18 protein-coding genes and 1 pseudogene are annotated in these 24,910 nt (G+C 66.7%); 8 read left to right on the top strand and 11 right to left on the bottom strand.

Annotation, left to right across the window (positions count from 1 at the left end):
* Window position 1: 1 nt before the first annotated feature.
* From purU to glyA, 7 genes are read right to left on the bottom strand one after another with little or no spacing between them, the layout of a single operon-like run.
* Window positions 2-898: a formyltetrahydrofolate deformylase gene (gene purU / locus ACFV4R_RS08815; RefSeq protein ID WP_377201975.1), complete on the bottom strand. Its 897-nt coding sequence runs from the start codon at window positions 896-898 to the stop codon at window positions 2-4.
* A gap of 3 nt (window positions 899-901) precedes the next feature.
* Window positions 902-2,329, bottom strand: coding sequence for an L-serine ammonia-lyase (locus tag ACFV4R_RS08810; protein WP_377201974.1), 1,428 nt, complete (start codon window positions 2,327-2,329; stop codon window positions 902-904).
* Entirely contained in the window at window positions 2,329-2,979 is a 651-nt protein-coding gene (locus ACFV4R_RS08805; protein WP_377201973.1) for a sarcosine oxidase subunit gamma, read from the bottom strand. Before ACFV4R_RS08805 ends, ACFV4R_RS08810 begins: the two co-directional genes overlap by 1 nt.
* Window positions 2,972-5,914, bottom strand: coding sequence for a 2Fe-2S iron-sulfur cluster-binding protein (locus ACFV4R_RS08800; protein ID WP_377201972.1), 2,943 nt, complete (start codon window positions 5,912-5,914; stop codon window positions 2,972-2,974). Before ACFV4R_RS08800 ends, ACFV4R_RS08805 begins: the two co-directional genes overlap by 8 nt.
* Window positions 5,911-6,318: a sarcosine oxidase subunit delta gene (locus ACFV4R_RS08795; RefSeq protein WP_091723585.1), complete on the bottom strand. Its 408-nt coding sequence runs from the start codon at window positions 6,316-6,318 to the stop codon at window positions 5,911-5,913. The genes ACFV4R_RS08800 and ACFV4R_RS08795 overlap by 4 nt, the downstream gene beginning before the upstream one ends.
* A gap of 29 nt (window positions 6,319-6,347) precedes the next feature.
* The gene (locus ACFV4R_RS08790) at window positions 6,348-7,568 is read right to left on the bottom strand and encodes a sarcosine oxidase subunit beta family protein (RefSeq protein ID WP_377201971.1); all 1,221 of its coding nucleotides are present in this window, start codon (window positions 7,566-7,568) and stop codon (window positions 6,348-6,350) included.
* Window positions 7,565-8,914, bottom strand: coding sequence for a serine hydroxymethyltransferase (glyA, locus tag ACFV4R_RS08785; protein WP_377201970.1), 1,350 nt, complete (start codon window positions 8,912-8,914; stop codon window positions 7,565-7,567). The genes ACFV4R_RS08790 and glyA overlap by 4 nt, the downstream gene beginning before the upstream one ends.
* A 124-nt stretch (window positions 8,915-9,038) precedes the next feature.
* Between glyA and ACFV4R_RS08780 the strand changes: the two genes are divergently transcribed.
* On the top strand, window positions 9,039-9,707 hold the full coding sequence (locus tag ACFV4R_RS08780; RefSeq protein WP_377201969.1) for a GntR family transcriptional regulator: 669 nt from the start codon (window positions 9,039-9,041) through the stop codon (window positions 9,705-9,707).
* Window positions 9,708-9,772: 65 nt separating this feature from the next.
* On the opposite strand, the gene ACFV4R_RS08775 is transcribed toward ACFV4R_RS08780, so the two are convergent.
* Window positions 9,773-10,147 carry a VOC family protein gene (locus ACFV4R_RS08775; protein WP_377201968.1) on the bottom strand — a complete coding sequence of 125 codons (375 nt, stop codon included), beginning with the start codon at window positions 10,145-10,147 and terminating at the stop codon, window positions 9,773-9,775.
* A gap of 76 nt (window positions 10,148-10,223) precedes the next feature.
* Window positions 10,224-11,432 (bottom strand): ROK family protein, encoded by a 1,209-nt coding sequence (locus tag ACFV4R_RS08770; RefSeq protein WP_377201967.1) that lies wholly within the window; start codon window positions 11,430-11,432, stop codon window positions 10,224-10,226.
* A 91-nt stretch (window positions 11,433-11,523) separates the two neighbouring features.
* On the opposite strand from ACFV4R_RS08770, the gene ACFV4R_RS08765 reads away from it, so the two are divergent.
* The 7 genes and pseudogenes from ACFV4R_RS08765 to ACFV4R_RS08735 all read left to right on the top strand — a co-directional run bounded on the left by ACFV4R_RS08765 (window position 11,524) and on the right by ACFV4R_RS08735 (window position 20,328).
* A complete protein-coding gene (locus tag ACFV4R_RS08765; protein WP_377201966.1) occupies window positions 11,524-12,801 on the top strand; it encodes an ABC transporter substrate-binding protein in 1,278 nt (425 codons plus the stop codon).
* Window positions 12,802-12,838: 37 nt separating this feature from the next.
* A pseudogene (locus ACFV4R_RS08760) lies at window positions 12,839-13,779 on the top strand (carbohydrate ABC transporter permease).
* The gene (locus ACFV4R_RS08755; protein ID WP_314214892.1) at window positions 13,776-14,663 is read left to right on the top strand and encodes a carbohydrate ABC transporter permease; all 888 of its coding nucleotides are present in this window, start codon (window positions 13,776-13,778) and stop codon (window positions 14,661-14,663) included. Before ACFV4R_RS08760 ends, ACFV4R_RS08755 begins: the two are co-directional and overlap by 4 nt.
* Window positions 14,664-14,714: 51 nt before the next feature.
* On the top strand, window positions 14,715-16,433 hold the full coding sequence (locus tag ACFV4R_RS08750) for a glycoside hydrolase family 13 protein (RefSeq protein WP_377201965.1): 1,719 nt from the start codon (window positions 14,715-14,717) through the stop codon (window positions 16,431-16,433).
* Between the two features lie 2 nt (window positions 16,434-16,435).
* Complete coding sequence (gene ppgK / locus ACFV4R_RS08745; protein ID WP_377201964.1) at window positions 16,436-17,212, top strand: polyphosphate--glucose phosphotransferase; 777 nt, start codon at window positions 16,436-16,438, stop codon at window positions 17,210-17,212.
* Between the two features lie 231 nt (window positions 17,213-17,443).
* Window positions 17,444-19,360: an alpha-amylase family glycosyl hydrolase gene (locus ACFV4R_RS08740; RefSeq protein WP_377201963.1), complete on the top strand. Its 1,917-nt coding sequence runs from the start codon at window positions 17,444-17,446 to the stop codon at window positions 19,358-19,360.
* Between the two features lie 110 nt (window positions 19,361-19,470).
* A complete protein-coding gene (locus ACFV4R_RS08735; protein ID WP_377201962.1) occupies window positions 19,471-20,328 on the top strand; it encodes a prephenate dehydratase in 858 nt (285 codons plus the stop codon).
* 26 nt (window positions 20,329-20,354) lie between these two features.
* On the opposite strand, the gene betT is transcribed toward ACFV4R_RS08735, so the two are convergent.
* Window positions 20,355-22,589 (bottom strand): choline BCCT transporter BetT, encoded by a 2,235-nt coding sequence (gene betT / locus ACFV4R_RS08730; RefSeq protein ID WP_377201961.1) that lies wholly within the window; start codon window positions 22,587-22,589, stop codon window positions 20,355-20,357.
* A gap of 172 nt (window positions 22,590-22,761) precedes the next feature.
* Window positions 22,762-24,660, bottom strand: coding sequence for an FAD-binding monooxygenase (locus ACFV4R_RS08725; protein ID WP_377201960.1), 1,899 nt, complete (start codon window positions 24,658-24,660; stop codon window positions 22,762-22,764).
* Window positions 24,661-24,910 lie beyond the last annotated feature (250 nt).

The raw sequence follows: 24,910 nt of genomic DNA, 5'->3' as shown, positions 1-24,910 counted from the left end.
GCTAGCGGAGCACCACCGTGCGGTTGCCCTGCAGGATGACCCGGCCTTCGCAGTGCCACTTCACCGCGTTGGAGAGGGCCTTGCATTCGGTGTCGCGGCCCGCGGCCACCAGGTCCTCGGGACCGTATGTGTGGTCCACGTCCACCACCTGCTGGGAGATGATGGGCCCCTCGTCCAGTTCTGCGTTGACGTAGTGCGCGGTGGCGCCCACGGTCTTGACGCCGCGTGCGTACGCCTGGTGGTAGGGCTTGGCACCCTTGAAGCTGGGCAGGAAGGAGTGGTGGATGTTGATGGCCCGGCCGTCCAGCTTCCGGGTCAGGTCATCGCTGAGCACCTGCATATAGCGGGCCAGCACCACCAGTTCGACGTCGAGCCCGTCCACAAGATCCATCAGCTCGGCTTCGGCTGCGGGCTTGGTGTCGGCGGTGACCGGGATGTGGTGGAACGGGATGCCGTGCCACTCCACCAGGGCCTGGTGGTCCCGGTGGTTGGACACCACTGCCACCACGTCCACGGGCAGTTCGCCCACGCGTGCACGGAACAGCAGGTCGTTGAGGCAGTGTCCGAACTTGGACACCATGATCAGCACCCTGCGCTTGGAGCCCTGGCGTTCCAGCTGCCAGCGCATTCCGAACTTCTCCGCCACGGGAGCGAAGGAGTTCCGCAGGACGTCCAGCGTGGAATCGTCACCCTCGGAGACGAAGTGCACGCGCATGAAGAAGTGGCCTTCGGAACGTTCACCGAACTGCTTGTTGTCGATGATGTCGCAGCCGTGCTCCAGCAGGAAGCCGGATACGGCGTGGACAATGCCGGGCCCTTCCGGGCAGTCCAGGGTGAGGACATGTTCCACGGTGGTGGGCGCCTTGGGCGCGGGGACGTGGGTTTCAGTGGCAGTCATGGTTCAGCACTCGATCACATTCACGGCGAGTCCTCCTCGGGAGGTTTCCTTGTACTTGGTTTTCATGTCGGCTCCGGTATCGCGCATGGTCTTGATCGCCTTGTCCAGCGAGACCTTGTGGCTGCCGTCCCCATGCAGGGCCAGCCGGGCCGCGTTGATCGCCTTGACGCTGGCGATCGCGTTCCGTTCGATGCAGGGGATCTGCACCAGCCCGCCCACGGGGTCGCAGGTCAGGCCCAGATTGTGTTCGATCCCCACCTCGGCGGCGTTCTCCACCTGCGGGGGCGTCCCGCCGAGCACCTCGCAGAGCCCTGCGGCGGCCATGGAGCAGGCCGATCCGACTTCACCCTGGCAGCCCACTTCGGCGCCGGAGATGGAGGCGTTGGTCTTGAACAGGATTCCGACGGCGGCCGCCGCCAGCAGGAAGCGGACCACACCGTCGTCGTCGGCTCCCGGAACAAACTTCACGTAGTAGTGCAGGACGGCGGGAACAATGCCCGCTGCCCCGTTGGTGGGGGCGGTGACAATCCGCCCGCCGGCGGCGTTCTCCTCGTTCACGGCCAGCGCGAAGAGGTTCACCCATTCCATCGCCAGCAAGGGATCGGCCGGCGCCTGGACGGGCGACGGCGATGCTGCCGCTGCCTTCGCGGACGCCTCGGCCGTAGCAGCGGAGGCAGTCAGGGTGCGGAACAGCGAGGGCGCCCGCCGGGTGACCTTCAGGCCGCCGGGGAGGATGCCTTCGGCGTTGCAGCCGTTCTCCACGCATTCCTTCATGACCGCCCAGAGCCCCAGCAACTGCTCCCGGAGTTCCGCTTCGCTGCGCCAGGTCAGTTCATTGGCGAGCATGACGTCGGAGATGGACATGCCTTCGCGGCTGCAGATCTCGAGGAGTTCGTCAGCCGTGGAGAACGGGTACGGCAGCACGGTGTCATCCGCCACCACCTTGTCCGCGCCCTCGGCGTCGCCGTCCACCACGAAGCCGCCGCCGATGGAGTAGTAGCTCCGCTCGCTCAACACTGCACCTGCGTGGTCCAGCGCCCGGAACGTCATGCCGTTGGGGTGTGCAGGGAGGGACTTGCGCCGGTGGAGGACCACGTCCTCTTCCCAGTTGAAGTCCACCCGGTGCGTCCCGGCGATCTGGAGTTCGGCATTGAGTGCCGCGGCAGCCACCTGGTCGTCAGCGGTGAAGGTGTTGACCGTCTCCGGTTCCAGGCCCTGCAGCCCCAGCACCACTGCTTTGTCCGAGCCATGGCCGCGGCCGGTGGCGCCCAGGGAGCCGAACAGTTCGGACTGGACCCGGGTGGTGGAGGCCAGGTGGCCATCGCCCTTCAGCCCGTCCGCGAAGAGCTTTGCCGCCCGCATCGGGCCCACCGTGTGTGACGAGGAGGGCCCGATGCCGACAGAGAAGAGGTCAAGGACGCTGAGCGCCATCAGGGGACCTCTGGCGAGGCGTACTCCCGCATGCCGTCCAGGAGCCAGCGGCCCAGGAACTCGGCGAACGAGGCCCGCGGGAAGACCCGGAAGGACTCTTCGCCGGTCTTCCACAGGAGGGCGGGGATGTTCCCGATTTCCGTGGAGTACGCGGTGCCGGCCTTGAAGACGCGTGGGTGCAGGTCCAGCGAGCAGCCCTTTTCCAGGACGGAGCGGGCCTGCGGGCCGGTCAGTTCGAAGGTGGTGCGGTTGGCCGATAGGTCAACCACCTGGCCCGAGTCGCCGCCCAGGGCGTCCCGGAGCGACTGGATGAGGCCGCCGCCCAGGGACTCGTGGGCTTCGGTGGGCGCAACCACCAGGAACTCGGCCGGGCCCAGCCACAGGACGGAGGTGTCGCCGCTGCCGGCCACTGCGCCGGACCCGGCGGGCAGGCCGCCGGTCACCGCGGCGATGCGCTGCGCAGCGTCGGAGCCTGCGGCCGTCCGGATCCCCACCATGGTGAGGAAGGGAAGCTCGGAAATTTCAACGGTTCCGGCCAGCGAGCCGGCCGCGAACGCGTCCCGGAGCACTCCGGCCGGGCTGGTGCGGACCGCGAGGTCCTGGTCCGCCGGAGTCTTTGCGGGGGTGGGGGAAGCTGCTGTCTCAGCCATCTTTGCGGGTCCCTTCGGAGTCAAAAAGCACTGTCTCTGCAACAACCACGTCCACCAGCTGGTCGCCGGCGGCGGCAATCAGCGTTTCGCCGATGCGGTTGCGTCCGTTCTTGATCAGTGCCAGGCCGAATGAACGGCCCAGCGCTGCGCTGTGGTAGCTGGAGGTGACGAACCCTTCCATCGGCACGGGGCCGTAGGCGGGGTTGGTGGAGCGTCCCTTTTCCACCAGCTGGGTGCCTTCGGGCAGCCGCAGCGTACGGTCCACGGGGAGAACGCTGACCAGGTGCTTGCGGTCTTCACGCTGGGCGTCCACGCGGGAGTAGGAGCGCTTGCCGATGAACTCCTTGGCCTTGGAGACGATCCACTCCATACCGGCATCCTGCGGGGTGACGGTGCCGTCGGTGTCCTGCCCGACAATCGGGTAGCCCTTCTCGGCGCGCAGCACGTGCATGGTTTCGGTGCCGTACGGGGTGATGTTGAATTCGGCGCCGGCAGCGGCCACGGACTCCCAGGTGTTCAGGCCGTACCAAGCCGGAACGTTGATCTCGTAGGCCAGTTCACCGGAGAACGAGATCCGGCAGACCCGGGCCCGGACGCCGGAGGCGAGGGTGGTTTCACGGAAGGTCATGAACGGGAAGTTCCCGGCGTCGAGTCCGCCGTTGGCGGCCAGTTCCGGGGCCACCTTGGCGATCACTTCGCGGGACTTGGGTCCCACGACGGCGATGGTGTTCCACTGCTCCGTCACCGAGGTGCACTGGACGTCCAGCTCAGGCCATTCGGTCTGCAGCCATTCCTCGAGGTGGTCCAGCACCTTGGCGGCTCCGCCGGTGGTGGTGGTCATGAAGAAGGTGTCTTCGTCCAGCCGGAGGGTCACGCCGTCGTCGAAGATCATGCCGTCAGCGAGGCACATGACGCCGTAGCGTGCCGAGCCCGGGGCGAGCTTCTTGAAGGCGTTGGTGTAGACGCGGTTCAGGAACTCGCCCGCGTCCTTGCCGCGGATTTCGATCTTGCCCAGGGTGGTGGCGTCCATGAACCCCACGGAGTCGCGGACGGCGGCGCATTCGCGCAGCACTGCGGCGTCCATGTCTTCCCCGCCCTGCGGGTAGTACCAGGGCCGCTTCCACTGCCCGACGTCCTCGAACAAGGCGCCCTTGGCTACGTGCCACGGCTGGATCGAGGTGATGCGGGCGGGGTCGAAGAGCTCACCGCGCTGGCGGCCGGCCAGGGCCGCGAAGGCCACCGGGGTGAACGGTGCGCGGTAGGTGGTGGTGCCGATGTCGCCGATGCCGCGGGAGGCCTCGCCGGCCGTGCGAAGTGCTGCCGCGATCACGCCGATGGCGTTCACGCCGGAGGTCTTGCCCTGGTCGTTGGCGGTGCTGATGGAGGTGTACCGCTTGATGTGCTCCACGGAACGCATGCCGGCACCGGTGGAGCGGAGGACGTCCGCCACGGACTGGTCGCGCTGGAAGTCCACGAAGTGGTGGTGCCAGTCGTCCGGGGTGCCGCTCTCCCCCGGTACCAGCCAGAGCTGGCGGGTGGGGGCGGCGGCCTTCGGCTCGGAGAGGACGGAAGGCTCGACGGCGGATTCGAAGCCCGCGGCGATGGCCGCCTTCGCGCCGGCGGAGATGCCCTCCGCGAGGCAGTCGGCGGTGGCGAACGAGCCGCGGCCGGAGCCGATGGTCTGCTGGTTGGGAACCTCGGTGCTGGGCACGAAGGCTGCCAGTTCGTCGTCCCAGCGCAGCTTGCCCTGCCGCTGGGAGTGCAGGTGGACCAGCGGGCTCCAGCCGCCGGACACTGCCAGCAGGTCTGCGGCGATCTGCTCCACGCCGGAGGTGAGTTCGCCGTCGTCGTTGATGCTGCGGACGGTGACGCCGTCCAGGCGGCCCGCGGAATCAGCGGAGGTGTTGGCCACCGCGCTGCCGATCAGTACCCGGATTCCGGATTCGACGGCGGCAGTTGCCGCGGCGGAGAGCTTGGGACGGGCGTCCACCACGGCTGCCACCTTGACGCCGGCGGCGGAGAGGTCGGCGGCGGTGGCGTAGGCGCTGTCGTTGGTGGTGCCGATGACCACGCGGCTGCCGGCGGCCACCGCGTACCGGTTCAGGTAGGTGCGCACGGCCGAGGCGAGCATGACGCCCGGGCGGTCGTTGTTCTCGAACACCAGGGGGCGCTCGTGGGCACCTGGCGCCAGGACCACCTGATTGGCGCGGATGTGCCAAATCCGCTGGCGGGAGACGCCGGGTGCTGCCGGGCTGGTGAGGTGGTCGGTGCGGTTCTGGACAGCGATGACGTAGTTGGCGTCGTAGGCGCCGAACGCGGTGGTGCGGTTCAGGACCGTGGATTCCGCGCCGGAGACCAGTTCAGCTTCAACGTCGGCAACCCATTCCAGGGCGGGCTTGCCCTCGATGGTTTCGGCCAGGCCCTCGGCTGTGGAGCCGGAGAGCAGGGATCCGCCGAGTTCGGGCTGGTCGTCGAGCAGCATGACGCGGGCACCGGTGCGGACGGCTTCGCGGGCAGCAGCAAGGCCGGCAGGGCCGCCGCCGATCACCAGGACGTCGGTGTGGACGTACTTCTTGTCGTATTCGGCGCGGTCCTCGGCCGGATCCAGCTTGCCCAGGCCGTTGAGCTGGAGGGCCTGGAGCCCGTCAACGAGTGAAACGGTGGTGGCAGGGAGCATGGATTCGGCCACGTGGCCGGGGAAGCGGGCTTCCACGCGGACCAGGGCGTTGGCTTCTTCCACACCGGCGGACATGATGCCGCGGTGGCGGTCCTCGTAGAGCGAGTTGCCGGCGGCGATGCGGCCGTTGGCGAGCAGTGCGGAGGCAAGGGTGTCGCCGGGGTGGCCGGTGAGCTCCTCGCCATCCACGGTGAAGCGCCAGGAGATGGTGCGGTCGATGCGGCCGCCGGTGGCCAGGCGGGCGTTCTGGGAGGTCACTTGGTGGCTCCTTCCGGGGCTGCAGTGGTGGAGGAAAGGCTGGTGCCTGAGGTGCTGGGTGCGGCGGTCCCGGTGGTGGTGCTGTCCGCGGCAAGGCTGGCGGTACCGGACTCGGCGCCGGTGGTGCCGGCCCGGTCAGGCCGCTGCGCTCCCATCGGGTAGATCGCCTGGATGTCGTAGCTCACGGTGTCGCGGAGCATGTTGAACCACTGGCGGCAGCCGGTGCTGTGGACCCAGCGTTCGGCGAAGGTGCCCTTGGTGTTGCTGCGGTAGAAGAGGTAGCGGGACCACTCCGTGTCGCTGAGCTCGTTGGGGTTCTCGGGGTAGGCGACGTGGGCCTGTCCCCCGTAGTGGAATTCGGTTTCGTCCCGCGGGCCGCAGTTGGGGCATGGGATCAGCAGCATGTGCGTTAGTCCTTATCTCGTGGCAGCGGCTAGTGGGCCACGGCGGCGGCGCCGTGTTCGTCGATGAGCGCGCCGGTTTCGAAGCGTTCCAGGGAGAACGGCGCGTTCAGCTTGTGCGGGGTGCCGGTGGCGATGGTGTGTGCGAAGGTCATGCCTGCCGCGGGTGTGCCCTTGAATCCGCCGGTTCCCCAGCCGCAGTTCACGAACATGTTCTCCACCGGGGTGGTGCCGACAATCGGCGAGGCGTCCAGGGTGGTGTCCACGATGCCGCCCCACGTCCGGAGCACGTGGGCCCGGGCAAAGATGGGGAAGAGCTCGACGGCGGCCGCCATCTGCTGCTCGATCACGTGGAAGGAGCCGCGCTGGCCGTAGCCGTTGTAGGAGTCCACGCCGGCACCCATGACCAGTTCGCCCTTGTGCGCCTGCGAAACGTAGACATGGACGTGGTTGGACATGACCACGGTGGGGTGGACCGGCTCGTGCAGTTCGGAAACCAGTGCCTGCAGCGGGTGGGACTGGATGGGGAGTTCGAAGCCCGCCATCTCGGCCAGGACCGAGCTGTGGCCGGCGGCGCAGAGGCCAACCTTTTCGGTGTTGATGGTGCCGCGACTGGTCTTGACGCCCACCACGCGGTCGCCGTCCTTGAGGAAGCCGGTGACTTCGCAGTTCTGGATGATGTCCACGCCCAGCTCGTCGCACTTCCGGGCGAAGGCCCAGGCAACATGGTCGTGCTTGGCGATGCCGGCACGGGGCTGGTAGGTGGCGCCCATGACCGGGTAGCGGATGTTGTCGCTGATGTTCAGGATGGGGCAGAGTTCCTTGACCTGCTGCGGGTCCAGCCATTCAGCGTCAACGCCGTTGAGCTTGTTGGCGCCCACGCGGCGCATGCTTTCGCGCACGTCGCCCAGGGTGTGGGCCAGGTTCATCACGCCGCGCTGGCTGAAGAGGAAGTCGTATTCGAGTTCCTCGGGCAGGATCTCCCAGAGCTTGAGGGCGTGCTCGTAGATGGCGGCGCTCTCGTCCCAGAGGTAGTTGGAACGGATGATGGTGGTGTTGCGGGCCATGTTGCCGCCAGCCAGCCAGCCCTTTTCCAGGACCGCGATGTTGGTCATTCCGTGGTTCTTGGCCAGGAAGTATGCGGTGGCGAGGCCATGCCCGCCGCCGCCGACGATCACGGCGTCGTAGGAGGACTTGGGTTCCGGGTTGCGCCAGAGGAATTCCGGGTGTTCGGGGAGGTGGGGGGCGCTCACTGGTTTGCTCCAATCAGGTCTGCTTCTGCACCGGCCAGGCTGGCGTCGCTGCTGTTGTCGGAAAGATGCGGGTAAAGGGGGAACTGCCCGGCGAGCGCCGTGACGCGTGCGCGGAGTTCGACGGCGGTGTCCCCGGGCAGTGTGCCCGTGGACGCGGAGGCGATGAGCGCCGTCGCGATGATGTCCGCAACCTCGGCGAATTCGGCTGCGCCGAAGCCGCGGGCGGCGAGGGCGGGGGTGCCAATGCGGAGGCCTGAGGAGACCATCGGCGGGCGGGGGTCGAACGGGACGGCGTTGCGGTTGACCGTGATGCCGATGTGGTGGAGGGCGTCCTCGCCCTGCTGGCCGTCGAGTTCGGAGTGCCGGAGGTCAACGAGGACCAGGTGCACATCGGTGCCTCCGTTGACCACGGAGATTCCGGCTTCCTGGACGTCCGGCTGCAGGAGGCGTTCGGCGAGCAGCTGCGCACCCTGCAGGACGCGCTCCTGGCGTTCCTTGAATTCCGGAGTTGCCGCGAGCTTGAAGGCCACAGCCTTGGCGGCGACAACGTGCTCCAGCGGTCCGCCCTGCTGGCCGGGGAACACAGCGGAGTTGATCTTTTTGGCGTACTCCTCCTTGGCGAGGATGACGCCGCCGCGGGGGCCGCCGAGGGTCTTGTGCGTGGTGGTGGTGACCACGTCCGCGTAGGGGACGGGGTTCGGGTGCAGGCCTGCGGCCACGAGGCCGGCGAAGTGTGCCATGTCCACCATCAGGTAGGCGCCCACCAGGTCGGCGATCCGGCGGAACTCGGCGAAGTCGAGCTGGCGGGAGTAAGCGGACCAGCCGGCAACGATCAGCTTGGGCTTGTGCTCCAGGGCCAGGGCTTCCACCTCGGCCATGTCCACCCGGAGGTCGTCCTCGCGGACGTGGTACGGGACCACGTTGTAGAGCTTGCCGGAGAAGTTGATCTTCATGCCGTGGGTGAGGTGTCCGCCATGGGCGAGCGAGAGGCCCAGGATGGTGTCGCCCGGGTTGAGCAGGGCGAACATGGCTGCGGCGTTGGCCTGCGCGCCGGAGTGCGGCTGGACGTTGGCGAATTCAGCACCAAACAGGGCCTTGACCCGGTCAATGGCCAGCTGTTCGATCACATCAACGTGCTCGCAGCCGCCGTAGTAGCGCTTGCCGGGGTAACCCTCGGCGTACTTGTTGGTGAGGACCGAGCCCTGCGCCTCCATCACTGCCGAGGGAGCGAAGTTCTCCGAGGCGATCATTTCCAGGGTGGACTGCTGGCGGTGCAGTTCCCGTGCAACGGCGGCGGCGACGTCGGCGTCCACCGTGGCGAGCGAGGCGTTGAGTGCGTCCTGCATGTTTCTCCTTCTAAACCTGAAAGTCCTGATCCGTAACTGATCTGTAACTGATATATTAGAACTGACGTAATAGTATGTTCCAGATCACGTAGCAGTCAATAGTCACCATGGAAGAGAGCTCAACATGGGCGTAATGCTGGAGAACTCCATCGCCGGCGATGAAGACCTCTCACTCGCCGAGCGGGCGTACCGGCATCTGCGGGACCGCCTGATCATGCTGGAAATCCGCCCCGGCGAGGCCATCAACGACGGCAAGCTCGCGGCCGAGCTCGGCATCGGGCGCACGCCCGTGCGGGAAGCGCTCAAGCGCCTGGAAAGCGACCACCTGGTGGTGTCCTACCCGCGCCGCGGAACGTTCGCCACCATCGTCGACATCACCGAACTCGCGGATGTCTCCGAACTGCGCGAGTCGTTGGAGCCCCTGGCGGCCAAGCGGGCAGCCAAGCTGGCCACGCCGGCACTGCGGGCGGAGATCCGGGAAACCGCCGCCGCAATTGCCGGTATGGACGGCGACGACGACCCCTACGACCTGATGCGCTATGACATCAAGGTCCACCGGCTGATCTACCGGGCCTCGGCAAACGCGCACCTGGAAGACGTCCTGATCCGCTACGACAACCTGGCCACCCGTATCTGGTGCATGGTGCTGGAGAAGGTCCCGTCCGTGTCGTCGCACATTGCCGAGCACGTTGAGCTGCTTGAAGCAGTGGCCGACGGCGATTCCGAGCGGGCGGGCAAGCTCGCCCTGGAGCACGTCACCAGCTTCGAGCAGGCCATCCGCAACGTGCTGTAAGCGGAGACACCGGGCACCTGCCCCGGGTCCGGCCACTCGGAGTCCGGGCGCTACCGGTCCGGGCGCTACGGGTCCAGGCGCTTGCGCAGGAGGCAGAACTCGTTGCCCTCCGGGTCCTGCAGGACGTGCCAGTTTTCGTCGCCGGTTTGGCCCACATCGGCAGGCCGGGCGCCCAGGGTCAGCAGGCGTTCCAGTTCGGCGGCCTGGTCCCGGTCCACAGGATTGACGTCGATATGCAGCGGCAGCCGCCCGGTGCGCGGATTGCTGCTGGGGCTCAGGATGATGGTGGGCTGCAGTCCGCCGAAACCGGCCGGAGGCCCGATCTCGATAGAGCCGTCTTCCCGGTCGAGCTCCACGTAGCCGAGCACCTCACACCAGAACCGCGCCAGCAGCTCGGTATCGTTGCAGTTCAGGACCAGTTCACTGATGCGGCATGACATGGTGGCCAGTGTACGGGCAGGCGGACTCCAACCGGCCGATTTCCCTCAGTTGCGATGCCCCGGTGAAGGCTCGGCCTCAGGGGCGGGTTGCCCGCGGGAGGAACGCCGTGGGTTCGCGCCTGAACTGCGTCAGCGCCGATTCAATGGCCCCGTGGACCACGGACTCTGCTCCGAAGGTGCTGGCAACGAGGTCCGGAAGCGGCAGGCCGGAGTTGGCCGGCAGCAGCGTGCGTGCGTGCTCCAGGACCGGCTCGATGGCGCGGGAGATCCCGCCCGCTATGACCACCCGTTCGATATCCAGGAGGCTTGAGAGCACCACGGCGATCCGCGCCAGCCGGGTGCCAAGCCGGGCGATGATGTCGAGTGCAAGTGGATCTCCCTCGCGGGCCGCCTGGAACACATCCTCTGCAGTGATGTCGTCTTCGGGGATCCGGCGCAGCGTCGTATCTCCGTCATAGGAACGGACCAGCGTGCGCGCCCACTTCCGGGCCAGCGCTCCGAACCCGTCCGAGGTTCCTTCTTCAGGTTCGAGCTTGCTGTCCGAAAGAATGTCCAGGAACCGCATTTCGCCGGCGCCGCCCCTGCGTCCGCGCAGCAGGCGCCCATCGACGATCAGTCCGGCACCGAACCGCTCCCCTGACAACAGGGTTGCCACGTTGGCTGACGGCTCCTGCGCGTGCTCAGCGATGGCTGCGAGGTTGGCATCGTTTTCGATGGTGACTGCGCCCTCAAGGTGCTGGTCGAACCCGGAATTCATCAGCTGCCAGAATTCTCCGGCCCCGGGGGACCTGCCGTCCGCGTCCACCGGCGCGGGTACTCCCACTACGGTCAGCAGCACGTCGCCGGGTCCGCAGCCCACATCGGCCAGCGCCTGGTGGATCAGCTCCCGGGCGCCGGCAACTCGGCCGGAGCGCCCCAGCGCATGAGAGTCGATGCTTTGGCGCCGCTTGGCGAGCTCACGGCCGCGCAGGTCCGCGACGATGGTGGTGAGGTGGCCTTCGCCGGCGTCGAGCCCCACCACAACCCCCGCGGCCTCGCGCAGCTGGTAGCGGCGCGCAGGCCGGCCTTTAAGCGCACGGCCGGCCTCGCCGCCGTCGGTCACTTCCTCCAGCCAGCCGGCGTCAACCAGGCCATCACAGACGCCCAGCACCGTGGCACGCGTGAGCCCGGTGGCACCCATGGCTTCCCCCGCCGTGAACACCTGCTCCTGGAGGGCGAAGCGCAGCAGCGCCCCGGAGTTGATCTGCCGTAACAGTTGCGTCGAGCTCGCCGTAGTTCCGTCCACCCCTTGACGATAGCCCCTGCGTCCCCCATCCTCGTATAGGACCTAAATATAAGATCCAAATCAATTCTGATTGACCCCCTCTGAGGAGCCGATGTTGCCACCTTTGCCGTCCGCCGGGACACGACTCTCCCGGCGCACTTTCCTTGCCGCCGCCGGAGGCACTCTGGCCGCTTTCGGGCTTGCGGCGTGCAGTCCGGCCGAAGCCCAGCCCACCATCACGTTCCACCAGTCCAAACCTGAAGCGGTCCCCTACTTCCGCGACCTCACAGCGAAATTCACGGCGTCGCAGGACCGCTTCCGCGTCCTGCACGACATGGCAACGAACCTCTCTGCCAGCTTCGTCCGCAGCAGCCCGCCGGATCTTGGCTGCCTCAACTACAACCTGGAGATGGCGCGGTTCATGGAGCGCGGCGCCCTCTCGGACCTGGCAGACCTTCCGGAAGCGGCATCCATCCGCGGCGACGTCCTCGACCTCACCAACTGGTACCCCACCTACCCGGGCCGCACCAGCGTGATCCCCTATTCGGTCATGGCGGCGTCGGTCATCTACAACCGGCGCATCTTCGAGGCGAACGGCCTCTCGGTCCCCACCACCTGGGACGAACTCCTTGACGTCTGCGAACGGCTCAAGGCCGCGGGGGTCACTCCGATTTACGGCACTTTCAGGGATCCCTGGACCATCGCCCAGGGCCTGTTCGACTACACCGTGGGCGGGATGGTCGATGTTCGCGGCTTCTACCAGTCGATGCACGAGGCGGGTGAGAAGGTCGGACCGGATTCCGAGGTCTCCTTCCAGAAAACACTGCTGGAACCTGTCCGCCGCATGGTCCAGCTCAAGAAGTACGTCAACGCCGATGCCGCCAGCCGCGGCTACGGGGACGGCACCACCGCCATGGCGCAGGGGCAGGCAGCCATGTACTTCCAGGGGCCGTGGGCCTTCGGCGAAATCGAAAAGGCCGGCACCGACGTCGACCTTGGCACCTTCCCCCTGCCGGTAACCGACAATGCGGCCGACCTCAAGGTCCGCGTCAACATCGACCTTTCACTCTGGGTCCCCGAGGTCTCGAACGGACAGCAGGGGGCACGCGCCTTCATCCAGTACCTGATGCAGCCGGAGATCCAGGACACCTACAACGCCAAATTCCTGGGCTTCGGAACGGTCAAGGATGCCCCGCCGGTCACCGATCCCAGGATCGTGGAAATGCAGAAGTACTACGACGAGGGCCGCTTCTACATGGGCGCGTCACAGTTCATCCCCAACACAATTCCCGCCGCCAACTACATCCAGTCGATCATCGGCGGCGCCGATGCCGAGGGCACGCTGCGCCGGATGGACGCCGACTGGGCGCGCCTGGCATTCCGCGCGTAACCACCCAACAGACCAAGGCACGAAACGAGGACCATCCATGTCATCAATGACGAGACCTTCCACCGCGGCGGTGGTGACAGCGCCCCCAGCAGCGGCAAACCCGCCACGGACGCGCAAACGCCGGGTTGACCCGCTCTACTACTTCTTCCTGTTCCCGTCCCTGGCGATCTTCACGCTCGCCGTCACGCTGCCCGCCGTGCTGGGCTTCGTCTACAGCTTCACCAACTCCGTGGGGTTCGGCGACTTTGAATTCATCGGCATCCGGAACTTCATCGCCGTGTTCCGGGATGACGGGATCCTCGGATCCTACGGCTTCACGCTCGCCTTCTCGCTCGTGACGGTCATCCTGGTGAACGTTGTGGCCTTCTTCCTCGCCCTGGGGCTCACGTCCCGCATCCGCTTCCGCGCCGCGCTGCGCACCGTGTTCGTGATCCCGATGGTGATATCCGGCATCGTCATCGCCTTCGTATTCCAGTACCTCTTCTCGAATTCGCTGCCGCTGGCGGGCCAGAGCCTGGGCATCGAGCCGCTCGCCACGAGCATTCTGGCCAACCCCGACCTTGCCTGGCTGGCGATTGTCCTCGTCACGGCATGGCAGTCGATTCCGACGCCATGCTGATCTACATCGCGGGGCTCCTCACCGTTTCCCCGGAGGTCTACGAGGCAAGCTCCATCGACGGCGCAACCCCCTGGCACAACCTCCGGCACATCACCCTGCCACTGGTGGCCGGGTACGCCGTGATCAACATGGTGCTGGGCTTCAAGAACTACCTCAACACCTACGACATCATCGTGGGCCTGACCGACGGCGGCCCCGGAGTCTCCACGCGCAGCGTGGCCATGGCGATCTTCCGCGGCTTCGAAGGCGGCGATTACGCCTACCAGATGGCCAACGCCGTGATCTTCTTCCTGATCAGCGTCACCATCGCACTCATCCAGCTCCGCTTCACCCGTGGCAAAGGAGGGATCGCAGCATGAGCACCGCGACCCGCACCATCCCAGCAAAACCATCGGCCACCGGGAAGCGGCGGTTCGGCGGCGGCCAGGAGCGCACCAACTGGCCGGCAACCGCCATCCTGATCGTCTGCACCCTCGGCGTGCTCGTCCCGCTGTATGTCACCGTCAGCATGGCGTTCAAGACCACCGGCCAGGCGGTCGACGGCAACGCGTTTTCGCTGCCCAGCCCCCTGACCTTTGACAGCTTCGTCCAGGCCTGGACCCTGACGAACTTCTCCCGCGGCTTTGCGATCTCCGTCTTCGTGTCCGTCATCGCGGTGGTGGGGGAGATCGTGGTGTCGGCTCTGGCAGCCTACGCAATCGTCAGGAACTGGGACCGCAAGCTCTTCCGCTGGTCCTTCTTCTACCTCTTGGCGGCAATGTTCATCCCGTTCCCCGTGGTGGCACTCCCGCAGATCCAGCTCACCGGCCTGGTGGGACTCGACAACCCCCTCGGCGTCGCCATCCTGCACATCGTCTTTGCCCTGGCGTTCAACACCATGCTGTTCACGGCCTTCCTCCGTTCCATCCCGCTCGAGCTGGAAGAAAGCATGCGCATGGACGGCGCCGGGACCTGGCAGGTGTTCTGGCGGCTCATCTTCCCGCTGCTCGGGCCCATGAGCGCCACGGTGGGCATCTTCGCCTTCATCGGCTCCTGGAACGACTTCATGATGCCGTCGCTCATCATCTCCGACCCCGAGATGCAGACCATTCCGGTACTGCAGAAGATCTTCCAGACGCAGTTCAGCAACAGCTACAACGTGGCATTCGCCTCGTACCTGATGGCCATGGCACCGGCCATCGTGGTCTACCTGTTTACCCAGCGCTGGGTCATGTCCGGCCTCACCCAGGGCGCCGTCAAGTAACTCTCCCGCCCGGCCCCAAACCCCAGAACACCAGACTTTAAAGGAACTTTCGTGACCACCACCGCCATCACGGCACCCCGTACCGCCGCCACCTTCCAGGACGATCCGAACTGGTGGCGCCAGGCCTCTGTCTACCAGATCTATCCCCGCAGCTTCTCCGACTCCAACGGTGACGGCATCGGCGACCTCAACGGCATCACCGCCAAAGTCCCGTACCTGACGGAACTGGGCGTCGACGCGGTGTGGCTGAGTCCCTTCTACCCCTCCGCCCTTGCCGACGGCGGCTACGACGTGGACGACTACCGCAACGTGGACCCCAAGCTGGGCACCCTCGACGACTTTGACGCCATGGCCGGCGCCCTGCACGCGGCAGGGATCAAGCTGATCGTTGACATCGTGCCCAACCACTCCTCCGACCGCCACGAGTGGTTCCGGGAAGCCCTGGCCGCGCCCAAGGGGTCCGCGGCCCGCAGCCGCTACATCTTCCGGGACGGGCTGGGCGAGAACGGTGAGCTGCCGCCGTCGGACTGGGACTCGGTCTTCGGCGGCCCCGTGTGGGAGCGCATCACCGAACCGGACGGGACCCCGGGGCAGTGGTACATGCACATCTTCGCCAAGGAACAGCCCGACTTCAACTGGGACAACCGGGAGGTCCGCGCGGACTTCCTGAAAACCCTCCGTTTCTGGTCCGACCGGGGCGTGGACGGCTTCCGCATCGACGTCGCCCACGCACTCACCAAGAACCTCGAAGGAACCCTGCCCTCCAAGGCTGACCTCGAGGCCCGGGGCGAGGCGCTATACCTTGCCGGCGAGCACCCGTACTGGGACCGCGACGAAGTCCACGGGATCTACGCCGAGTGGCGCACGCTCTTCAACGAGTACAACCCGCCGCGCACCGCCGTCGCCGAGGCCTGGGTGCACGCGGACCGCCGGGCCAGGTACGCCAGCCCGGACGGACTGGGCCAGGCGTTCAACTTCGACCTCCTGCAGGCAGATTTCGACGCCGGACAGTTCCGCAGGACCGTCACCAAGAACCTCGCCGAAGCCGAGGCGTCCGGCGCATCGTCCACCTGGGTCTTTTCCAACCACGACGTCGTCCGGCACGCCACCCGCTACGGGCTCCCCGCCCCCGCGCCCTCGCAGGGCGGGGAGATCATGGCAGGCCAGGCCGGCAAGCGCTGGCTGCTTGAGGGCGGCCGGCAGGAAGACGTGGACATCGAGCTGGGACTGCGCCGAGCCCGCGCCGCGTCGCTGCTGATGTTCGCCCTTCCCGGATCCGCCTACCTGTACCAGGGCGAGGAGCTGGGCCTGCAGGAAGTCGGCAGCGAAATCCCCGATTCCGAACGCCAGGACCCGTCCTTCTTCCGCAACAAGGGCGTGGAAATCGGCCGCGACGGCTGCCGAGTCCCGTTGCCCTGGAGCGCAGGCGGCAGTTCCTTCGGGTTCGGTCCGGGCGGTTCCCACCTGCCGCAGCCCGAATGGTTTGCCGGCGCCTCGGTGGAAGCCCAGGAAAACCGGGAGGACTCCACCCTGTCCCTCTACCGCCGGGCGCTGTCCCTGCGGTGGGAACTGCAGTCAGCCGAGACGCTGGAATGGCTGGAAACCGGGCGGGATGACGTGCTGGCTTTCCGGCGGCCCAACGGCTGGACCTCGGTAACGAACTTCGGCACCGAGCCCTTCGCGCTGCCCGCCGGCCGCCTGCTGGTGGCCAGCTCACCGATTGACGGCGGCGAACTGCCCGGCGCGGCCACCGCCTGGCTTGAGGCCTAGCCGTGGGGTTCGGGCTGGGGATCGACGTCGGAGGGACCTGGATCAAAGGGGCCGTGGTCGACCTTGACAGCGGCATCCCCGCCGGCGCCGCCCGCCGCCTCCGCACTCCGGCGGGCGGCACCGTGGAAGCTGTCGCGGACACCCTGGACCGATTGCTCGGCGAGCTCGAAACCCAGGCGCCCCTAGCTCCGGGCCGGCCCATCGGCGTCGCCATCCCCTCCATTGTCCGGAACGGGGTGGCGGCATCCGCGGCGAACATGGACCGCAGCTGGGTGGGGCTTGATGTGCGGTCATTCCTCGAGGTCCGGCTGGGACGTGCGGTGAGCGTGGTCAACGATGCTGATGCTGCCGGCCTGGCGGAAGTCCGTTACGGCGCGGGGCAGGACGTCCCCGGCACGGTGCTGGTCCTGACCCTGGGAACCGGCATCGGCTCGGCACTCATCGTCGACGGCCGGCTGGTGCCCAACCTCGAGCTGGGACACCTGGAAGTGGGCGGCTGCAAGGCCGAATCCCGGGCATCCGCCGTTGCCCGCGAGAATGAGGGGCTTGGCTGGCCGGAGTACGCCGTCAGGCTGCAGCAATACCTGCAGCACGTGGAGTTCCTCTTCTCACCGGACCTCATCATCCTGGGCGGCGGCATTTCGGCGTGCAGCAGCGAGTTCCTCCCCCGGCTGTCCCTGCGCACCCCGGTGGTCCCCGCCGCGCTGGAGAATTCCGCCGGAGTGGTGGGCGCCGCCCTGTACGCCGCGGCAGGACGGGACACGCTGCTCCCCGCCTGATCCCGAACCGGTACACGTCGCAGGGCCGCTGAATTTCCCCTGGTTTGGCCCGCGGCGCAGGGCGGACGACGGCGCGTTGCCGGGACACGCCGTCGTCCGCCCTGAAAGGTGGGGAAAGTCAGCGGCCCGCACCTGCCGCGCCACACCCCAAAGTGTGACGTGGCATACTTCGGTACAAAAGCCGGCTGCTTCATTCAGGGCACGCCCGGCGTCAGCGGAAAGGGCCGTGACATGCAGGAATCCGTCGGCGTGGAGGACGACAGCCCGCGGCAGCAGGTTCTGGCAGCACTGGCCAGCGAACACGCTGCCGGTCTCGCGGCGGACCCTGCGTTTGAGCGGCGGCTGGACCGGTACCTCCCGCTGCTGACCGGCCTGTTCCGCCCGCTGTACGGCACCCGGGCGGACTGGCAGGACCAGCTGGCAGCCCTGGTGGTCCAGGCCGCCCGGTCCTGGCAGGAGCGCGCCCCCGAACTCAAAGCCCTGGACGCTGAGCGGGAGGCAAACCCGCACTGGTTCCAGTCCAACGGCATGCTGGGCGGCGTCTGCTACGTGGACCGCTACGCGGAGAGCCTGGAAGGAGTTCGCAGCAGCATCCCCTATTTCAAGGAACTCGGGCTCACCTACCTGCACCTGATGCCGCTGTTCCTGGCACCCGAGCCGCATTCGGACGGCGGCTATGCGGTGTCCAGCTACCGGCAGGTCAACCCCAAACTGGGCACCATGGAACAGCTGCGTTCGCTGGCTGCCGAGCTGCGCAGCAACGGAATCAGCCTGGTGGTGGACTTCATTTTCAACCACACCTCGGACGAGCACGAGTGGGCCCGGAAAGCCGCCTCGGGAGACCTGGAGTACAGCGACTATTACTGGATCTTCCCGGACCGGACCATGCCCGACGCCTTCGAGCAGGACGTCCGGGAGATCTTCCCCGAGAACCACCCGGGGTCCTTCATCCGCATGGAGGACGTCCGCTGGGTGTGGGCCACGTTCCACACCTACCAGTGGGATTTGAACTACTCGAACCCCGACGTGTTCCGGGCCATGGCAGGCGAGATGCTGTTCCTGGCCAACCAGGGCGTGGACATCCTGCGCATGGACGCCGTGGCGTTCATCTGGAAGCAGCTGGGCACCACCTGCGAGAACCTTCCCGAGGCCCACACCCTGCTCCGGGCCTTCAACGCGGTGTGCCGGCTCGCGGCGCCGTCGCTGCTGTTCAAGTCGGAGGCAATCGTGCACCCGGACGAGGTGGCGCTCTACATCGACCCCGCCGAATGCCAGCTCTCCTACAACCCGCTGCAGATGGCGCTCATCTGGGAATCCCTGGCCACCCGGGATGTGTCCCTGTTGGCGCAGGCGCTGGAACGCCGGCACAACATCCCGGACGGCACCGCCTGGGTTAACTACGTCCGCAGCCACGACGACATCGGGTGGACCTTCGCCGATGAGGACGCCGCCGAACTGGGCATCAACGGCTTCGACCACCGCCGCTTCCTGAACTCGTTCTATGTCAACCGGTTCCCCGGCAGCTTCGCCCGCGGCGTGCCGTTCCAGGACAACCCCCGCACCGGGGACTGCAGGATTTCAGGCACGACGGCGTCGCTCTGCGGCCTGGAGGACAGCCCGGCGGAGGCGGTGGAACGGATCCTCCTGGCCCACTCGGTGCCTTTCAGCACCGGCGGCATCCCGCTGCTGTACCTGGGCGACGAGGTGGGGCAAACCAACGATTACGACTACGCCGGCGAACCCGGCCACGGGGAGGACAGCCGTTGGGTGCACCGCCCGCACTATCCGGCGGAGCAGTACAAACTTCGCAACAACCCCTCCACGCCCGCGGGTGCGGTCTACGCGGGGCTCCGCCGAATGACAGAGGTCCGGGCCGGCACCCCTGAACTGGCGGGTACGCAGCTGATCGACTTCGCCACGCACAACCGCTCGGTGTTGGCGTACCAGCGGCCCGGCCCTTCTCCGGAAGGCACCCGCGTGCTGGCCCTGGCCAACTTCAGCGACTCCGCCCAGACCCTCCCGGCTGAAACGTTCGGCGGCTTCTCCCCTGCCGCCGTCGACCTTCTCTCCGAAGCAGCCATGCAACTGGACGACGGCGTCACCCTCCTCCCCCGGCAATACCTCTGGCTGCGCGTCACTCCCCTCTGACCTCCCCCAACCCCAACCAAGTAGCGCTAAGTGCCGTTATGAGCCCCCAAAACGGCACTTGGCACTACTTAGTTGGGAGGGCGGGGCCGGGCCGTGAAAGCATACGGACCATGGCCCAAAAGATTGCGTACCAGGGTGAGCCCGGCGCCAACTCCAATATCGCGTGCAAGCAGATGTTCCCCGAGATGGACAGCGTCCCGTGCGCCAGCTTCGAGGACGCCTTTGAACTGGTCTCCAGCGGCGAGGCGGACCTGGCCATGATCCCCATCGAGAACTCCATCGCCGGCCGGGTGGCGGACATCCACATCCTGCTGCCGCAGTCCAACCTGCAGATCGTTGGCGAATTCTTCCTCCCCATCCACTTCGACCTGCTGGGCATTCCGGGCAGCACCATCGAGGGTGCCACCGAGGTCCACAGCCACATCCACGCCCTGGGCCAGTGCCGGAAGCTGATCCGCGAGCACGGCCTCAAGCCCGTCATTGCCGGCGACACCGCCGGGTCTGCCCGCGAGGTGGCGGAGTGGAACGATCCCCGCAAGCTTTCCCTGGCTCCCCCGCTGGCCGCCCAGATCTATGGCCTCGACGTGCTGGCCTCCAGGGTGGAGGACGACCCCTCCAACACCACCCGCTTCGTGGTGCTGGCCCGTGAAACTGAGCTGCCTGCCCGGGACGAACTTCCCGGCCCGGCAGTGACCAGCTTCGTGTTCCGCGTCCGCAACGTTCCGTCGGCCCTGTACAAGGCGCTGGGCGGTTTCGCCACGAACGGCGTGAACATGACGCGGCTGGAGAGCTACATGGTGGGGGACGAGTTCGCGGCCACCATGTTCATGGCCGACGTCGAAGCGCACCCCGAGGACACTCCGCTCCGGCTGGCGCTTGAGGAACTGGACTTCTTCACCACCGAGGTGCGGATCCTTGGGGTGTACGCCGCAGCGGACCACAGGGCGGATCGGACCCCGGCGGCCTGAAGCCAGGGCTGGCTCAGGCTCCGGTTCTATTCCGCGCGCTGGCCGTCCACCGGGTCCACTACTGCCATGCCGCCTGTGGCCACTGGTGGGGTGAGTACTGACGCAAAATCGTGCTGGGTGGAGTAGGTGAGGAAGCCAAGGTGCGCCTCGTAGCGGTCCAGGACGTCGTCGATCACCTGCTGGTGGGACAGGCCCATGAGGTCGTACCCTTCGGATCCTGTCTGTGCGAAAACCTCCACCCGGTAGTAGATGTCCGTCTGCCGGGACATTCGCCCGCCAAACATGGGCACCGGCGCTTCCACCGCCTGCACCTGGTAATGGAAGTCGCGGTGCTCCGGAATGCTGACTACCAGGGCGTGGCTGGAGATGCCGGCCTCCGGATTCGGCACCACGTCCAGGGTGGCGTGGTACCCCTGCCTGGTGAATTCCTTGACTACATCCGCGAGCGCCGGCTGCACGGTGCCTTCCATGAAGAGTGCCACCTGCTTCCTGGACGGGTAGGCGCGCATGTTGGCCAGCCGCTGCCGCCAGGTGCGGTCCGGCACCTGCCCTCCGTGTGCCGCCGTCGACTGCCGCCGCAGGACCTGCCCTTCGCGCTCGGCGCGCTCCATCCGCAGTGCCTTGGAGAAGGACGCCATCACGAGCCACGCGATGATGGTCACCGGCAGGGCGAAAATGAGGGTGGCGTATTCCATGGTGGTCACGCCGCCGGCCACCAGCATGGCGATGGTGAGCAGCGCCGTCAGGACCGCCCAGAAGATGCGCAGCCATTTGGCGCCGTCCTGCGATGGGTCGGGGATCGACGAGGAGAAGTTGGACATCACCATCGCGCCTGAGTTGGCGCTGGTGAGGTAGAACAGCATGCCGGACAGTGTGCCCAGCCCGATCAGGAAGCTGGCGCCCGGGAACATGTTCAGCAAGGCGTACCAGCCTTCTTCCGGGCTGGCCATGGCGAGCTGCGCGAATTCCGCGTTCCCACCCAGGACCTCGTGCATGGCGCTGTTACCGAAGATGCTCACAATCAGGAAGTCGCACAGCACCGGCGCGGTGATGGCGGCAATGACGAATTCCCGCAGGGTCCGGCCGCGCGAAATGCGGGCCAGGAACAGGCCGACGAACGGGCCCCACGCCAGCCAGAAGGCCCAAAAGAAGAGGGTCCAGCCGGCCATCCATTCCGAGCCGCCGTCCTGGTAGGCGAACGTCTGCAGGGTGCGGTCCGGCAAAGTAAACAGGAAGCGGCCGATGTTTTCGACCATCGCGTTGAGCAGGAAGGAGGTCTGACCGGTCACCAGGATGTAGAGCAGCATGGCCGCTGCGCTCCAGATGTTCAGCTCGGAGATCCAGCGGATGCCTTTGTCCACGCCGGAGGTGCACGCGGCCACGGTGAGGATGACGGCCACAACCACCAGGGCGATCTGCAGCGCCAGGCCTTCCTGCAGGCCGAACAGGATGGCGAAGCCGACGTTGAGCAGCACCACGCCAATGCCCATGGATGTGGCCACGCCAAAGACGGTCCCCACCAGGGTGACGACGTCGATGGTGTCGCCGACGCCGCCGCGGACGCGTTTCCCGAGCAACGGGTACAGGGCGGCGCGGATGGACAACGGCATTCCCCAGCGGTACGCGAAGTACCCCATGGCCATGCCGAGGAGCGAGTACATAGCCCACCCGGCAACGCCGTAGTGGAACATGGTCCACACCACGGCGTCCTGCGCCGCGGCTGCCGTCTGCCCTTCACCGGCGGGCGGTTTCATGTACTGGGTGATGGGGCCAGTCACGGAGTAGAACAGCATGTCGATGCCCACTCCGGCGGCGAACAGCATGGCCACCCAGGTGAAGAGTTTGTACTGCGGCCTGGAGTGGTCCGGGCCAAGGCGGACGGAGCCTTCTTTGGACAACGCCACCCACAGGACGAATCCGATCACCACGGTGACTGTGAGGACGTAGAACCAGCCCACGTTCGTGGCGATCCAGGCCACTACTGTCTTCATGGTTGCCTGGGCGCTGGCGGGCACCAGCATGGCCCAGACGGAAAACGCCAGGATGATGGCTGACGCGATGATGAACACCCGCCAGTTCACCTTTGGCTTGGATTCCTCGGCGAGCTCAGCCTTGGCCCTGCTCAGTTCCTGGCTGGAAACGGGCGGGCGGTTCTCCCCGTCGGGGACGGGCCGCCGCCGTTCCGTGCCGCCAAGCTGGCTGCGCTGAATTGTCGCTTTCGGCTGGCGGTCCCCCGGGCTGTTTTCCAATTCTTCGGCCAATGAAGTCCTCCTCCGATCGGCAGCGGGCCGGCCGGGCACCCGTGGCGGGTGGCCGCAGAAGACCCCGGTCCGGAAAAGGGAGGGAGGCCGTGCACAGAGGGGCACTCGCCGAGCGGGCTGCATGCCAATGGTAGTACACGACCCCCCACCTATGGCAACCGGTTGCCTGCCGCTAGACCTTAGCGCGCTGGCCCGCCGCCAGGAGGGGAGCGAAGAACTCCGCGAGCTCATCCGTCGCACCGAGCGGCAGCACGTTCGCGACGTACTGGTCCGGGCGGACCACCACCACGACGCCGCCGCGGTCGATGCCGCGCAGCTCGAAGATGTCCGCGATGGGGTCCGTCGCGTAGACCTTCTCGTAGTCGGTGAGCTTGAACGGCCCTACCTGCGGCTTGAAGACCGCGGGCACGGCTCCGATGTCGACGGCAGTATGCGGCTGCTGGTGGATGACCTTCAGGTCGAACCACGCATCCGGGTCGGCGTCCGGCGGCGTTGCGGCCAGCGGTGATTCCGGCGAGGCAGCGAGCCACTCAGCGAGCTTGGCAGTGTTGGACTGCTCACCGGGCGTGGCGGCGTCGGCGAAGACGTAGATCCGCCAGCGGCCGTCTGCGGTGGCGTGGTGGCCCAGCTGCAGGGGATTGGTGTCGCCCACCCGGACCACGGGGGCGGACTTGAAGCGCTTGCCCACGGGGAATCCGCTGGCCAGCTCCTGGTGGTCGGCGGAGCCCGTCACCACCGACGGCGCGTACTGGGTCATGAACCCGGCCGGGAACTCGGCCGTGCGGACATAGAAGTCTTCAAGGTCTGACGGGTTTTCGAACTCCTCCGGCTTCTTGGCCATCATGGTGGACCATTCTTTGTCGAAGTCGATGAGGTTCTTCGCCACCACCTGCCGTTCTTCGGAGTAGGTGCTGAGCAGGCTTTCCGGGCTGCGGCCTTCCAGGACGTGGCCCAGCTTCCAGGCAATGTTGAATCCGTCCTGCATGGAAACGTTCATGCCCTGGCCCGCCTTGGCGCTGTGCGTGTGGCAAGCGTCGCCGGTGATGAACACCCGCGGGGTGCGGGTGCCGCGCTCCTCCGGCAGGACGTCGTCGAACCTGTCCGTGAGCCGGTGGCCCACCTCGTACACGCTGTGCCAGGCGACATTCCGCACGTCCAGTGTGTAGGGGTGGAGGATGGCGTTGGCCTTGGCGATGATCTGCCCGATGCTGGTGTTGCGGACCTCGTGATGGGTGGCGGGGTCCACTTCGCCCAGGTCCACATACATGCGGAACAGGTGCCCGCCTTCGCGCGGGATCAGCAGAATGCTGCCCTCGGCGGCCTGGATGGCGCATTTGGTGCGGATGTCCGGGAAGTCCGTCACGGCGAGCACGTCCATGACACCCCAGGCGTGGTTGGCCTGGTCCCCGGCCATGGTGCAGCCGATTGCCTGGCGCACTTTGCTGCGGGCGCCGTCGGCCCCTACCACGTACTTGGCCCGGACCACCCGGTCCTTGCCCTCGTCCGGGCCGGCGGTGTGCCGGAGCGTGACGGTGACGGGGTGGTCGCCGCCGTGGGCCACCTCAAGCCCCACGAAGTCGTAGCCGTAGTCGGGCTTCATCCGGGTGGGTGCGTTGGCCATGTACTCGGCAAAGTAGTCCAGCACGCGGGCCTGGTTCACGATCAGGTGCGGGAATTCGCTGATGCCCATTTCGTCGTCGACGGCGCGGGCGGCGCGGGCGATGTTCGCATGATTGGCCGGGTCCGGCTTCCAGAAGGCCATCTCGGTAATCCGGTAGGCCTCGGCGATGATCCGTTCCGCGAAGCCGAAGGCCTGGAATGTCTCGACGCTGCGGGCCTGGATGCCATCTGCCTGGCCAATGGCGAGCCTGCCGGGGCGGCGTTCCACGATGCGCGTGGTGATGTTGGGGAACCGGGACAGCTGCGCCGCGGCCAGCATCCCGGCGGGGCCGGTGCCAACGATCAGCACGTCCACCTCGTCCGGAAGGTCCTCGGGCCGATTGAGTCCGACGCCGGCCGCGGGCTGGACACGCGGGTCGCCGGATACATAGCCGTGGTGATGGAACTGCACGGGATTACCTCACTTCGTTGTGGGCGGATGACCGCTGCGTCATCTCGTGGACCAAAGCCTGCGTAAGTGTTCCATATGAGAACACATCATTCGATAATAGAAACGTAGAGCTGGCTTCAACTGTACGCCGCCTGTGACGGAGGCGACAAGTAGTCCGCGGAAGGCCACGACGATGCCCGGAGATTCGGGGGTTGACGGCAGCAGCCGGATGGAGAATAGTGATCGTATACGATTTCGTACCTGATGAGGA

Origin of the sequence: Pseudarthrobacter sp. NPDC059871 (assembly GCF_042731175.1) — a bacterium.
Lineage (GTDB): Bacteria > Actinomycetota > Actinomycetes > Actinomycetales > Micrococcaceae > Arthrobacter.
This window is presented reverse-complemented; position numbering and strand designations above follow the sequence as displayed.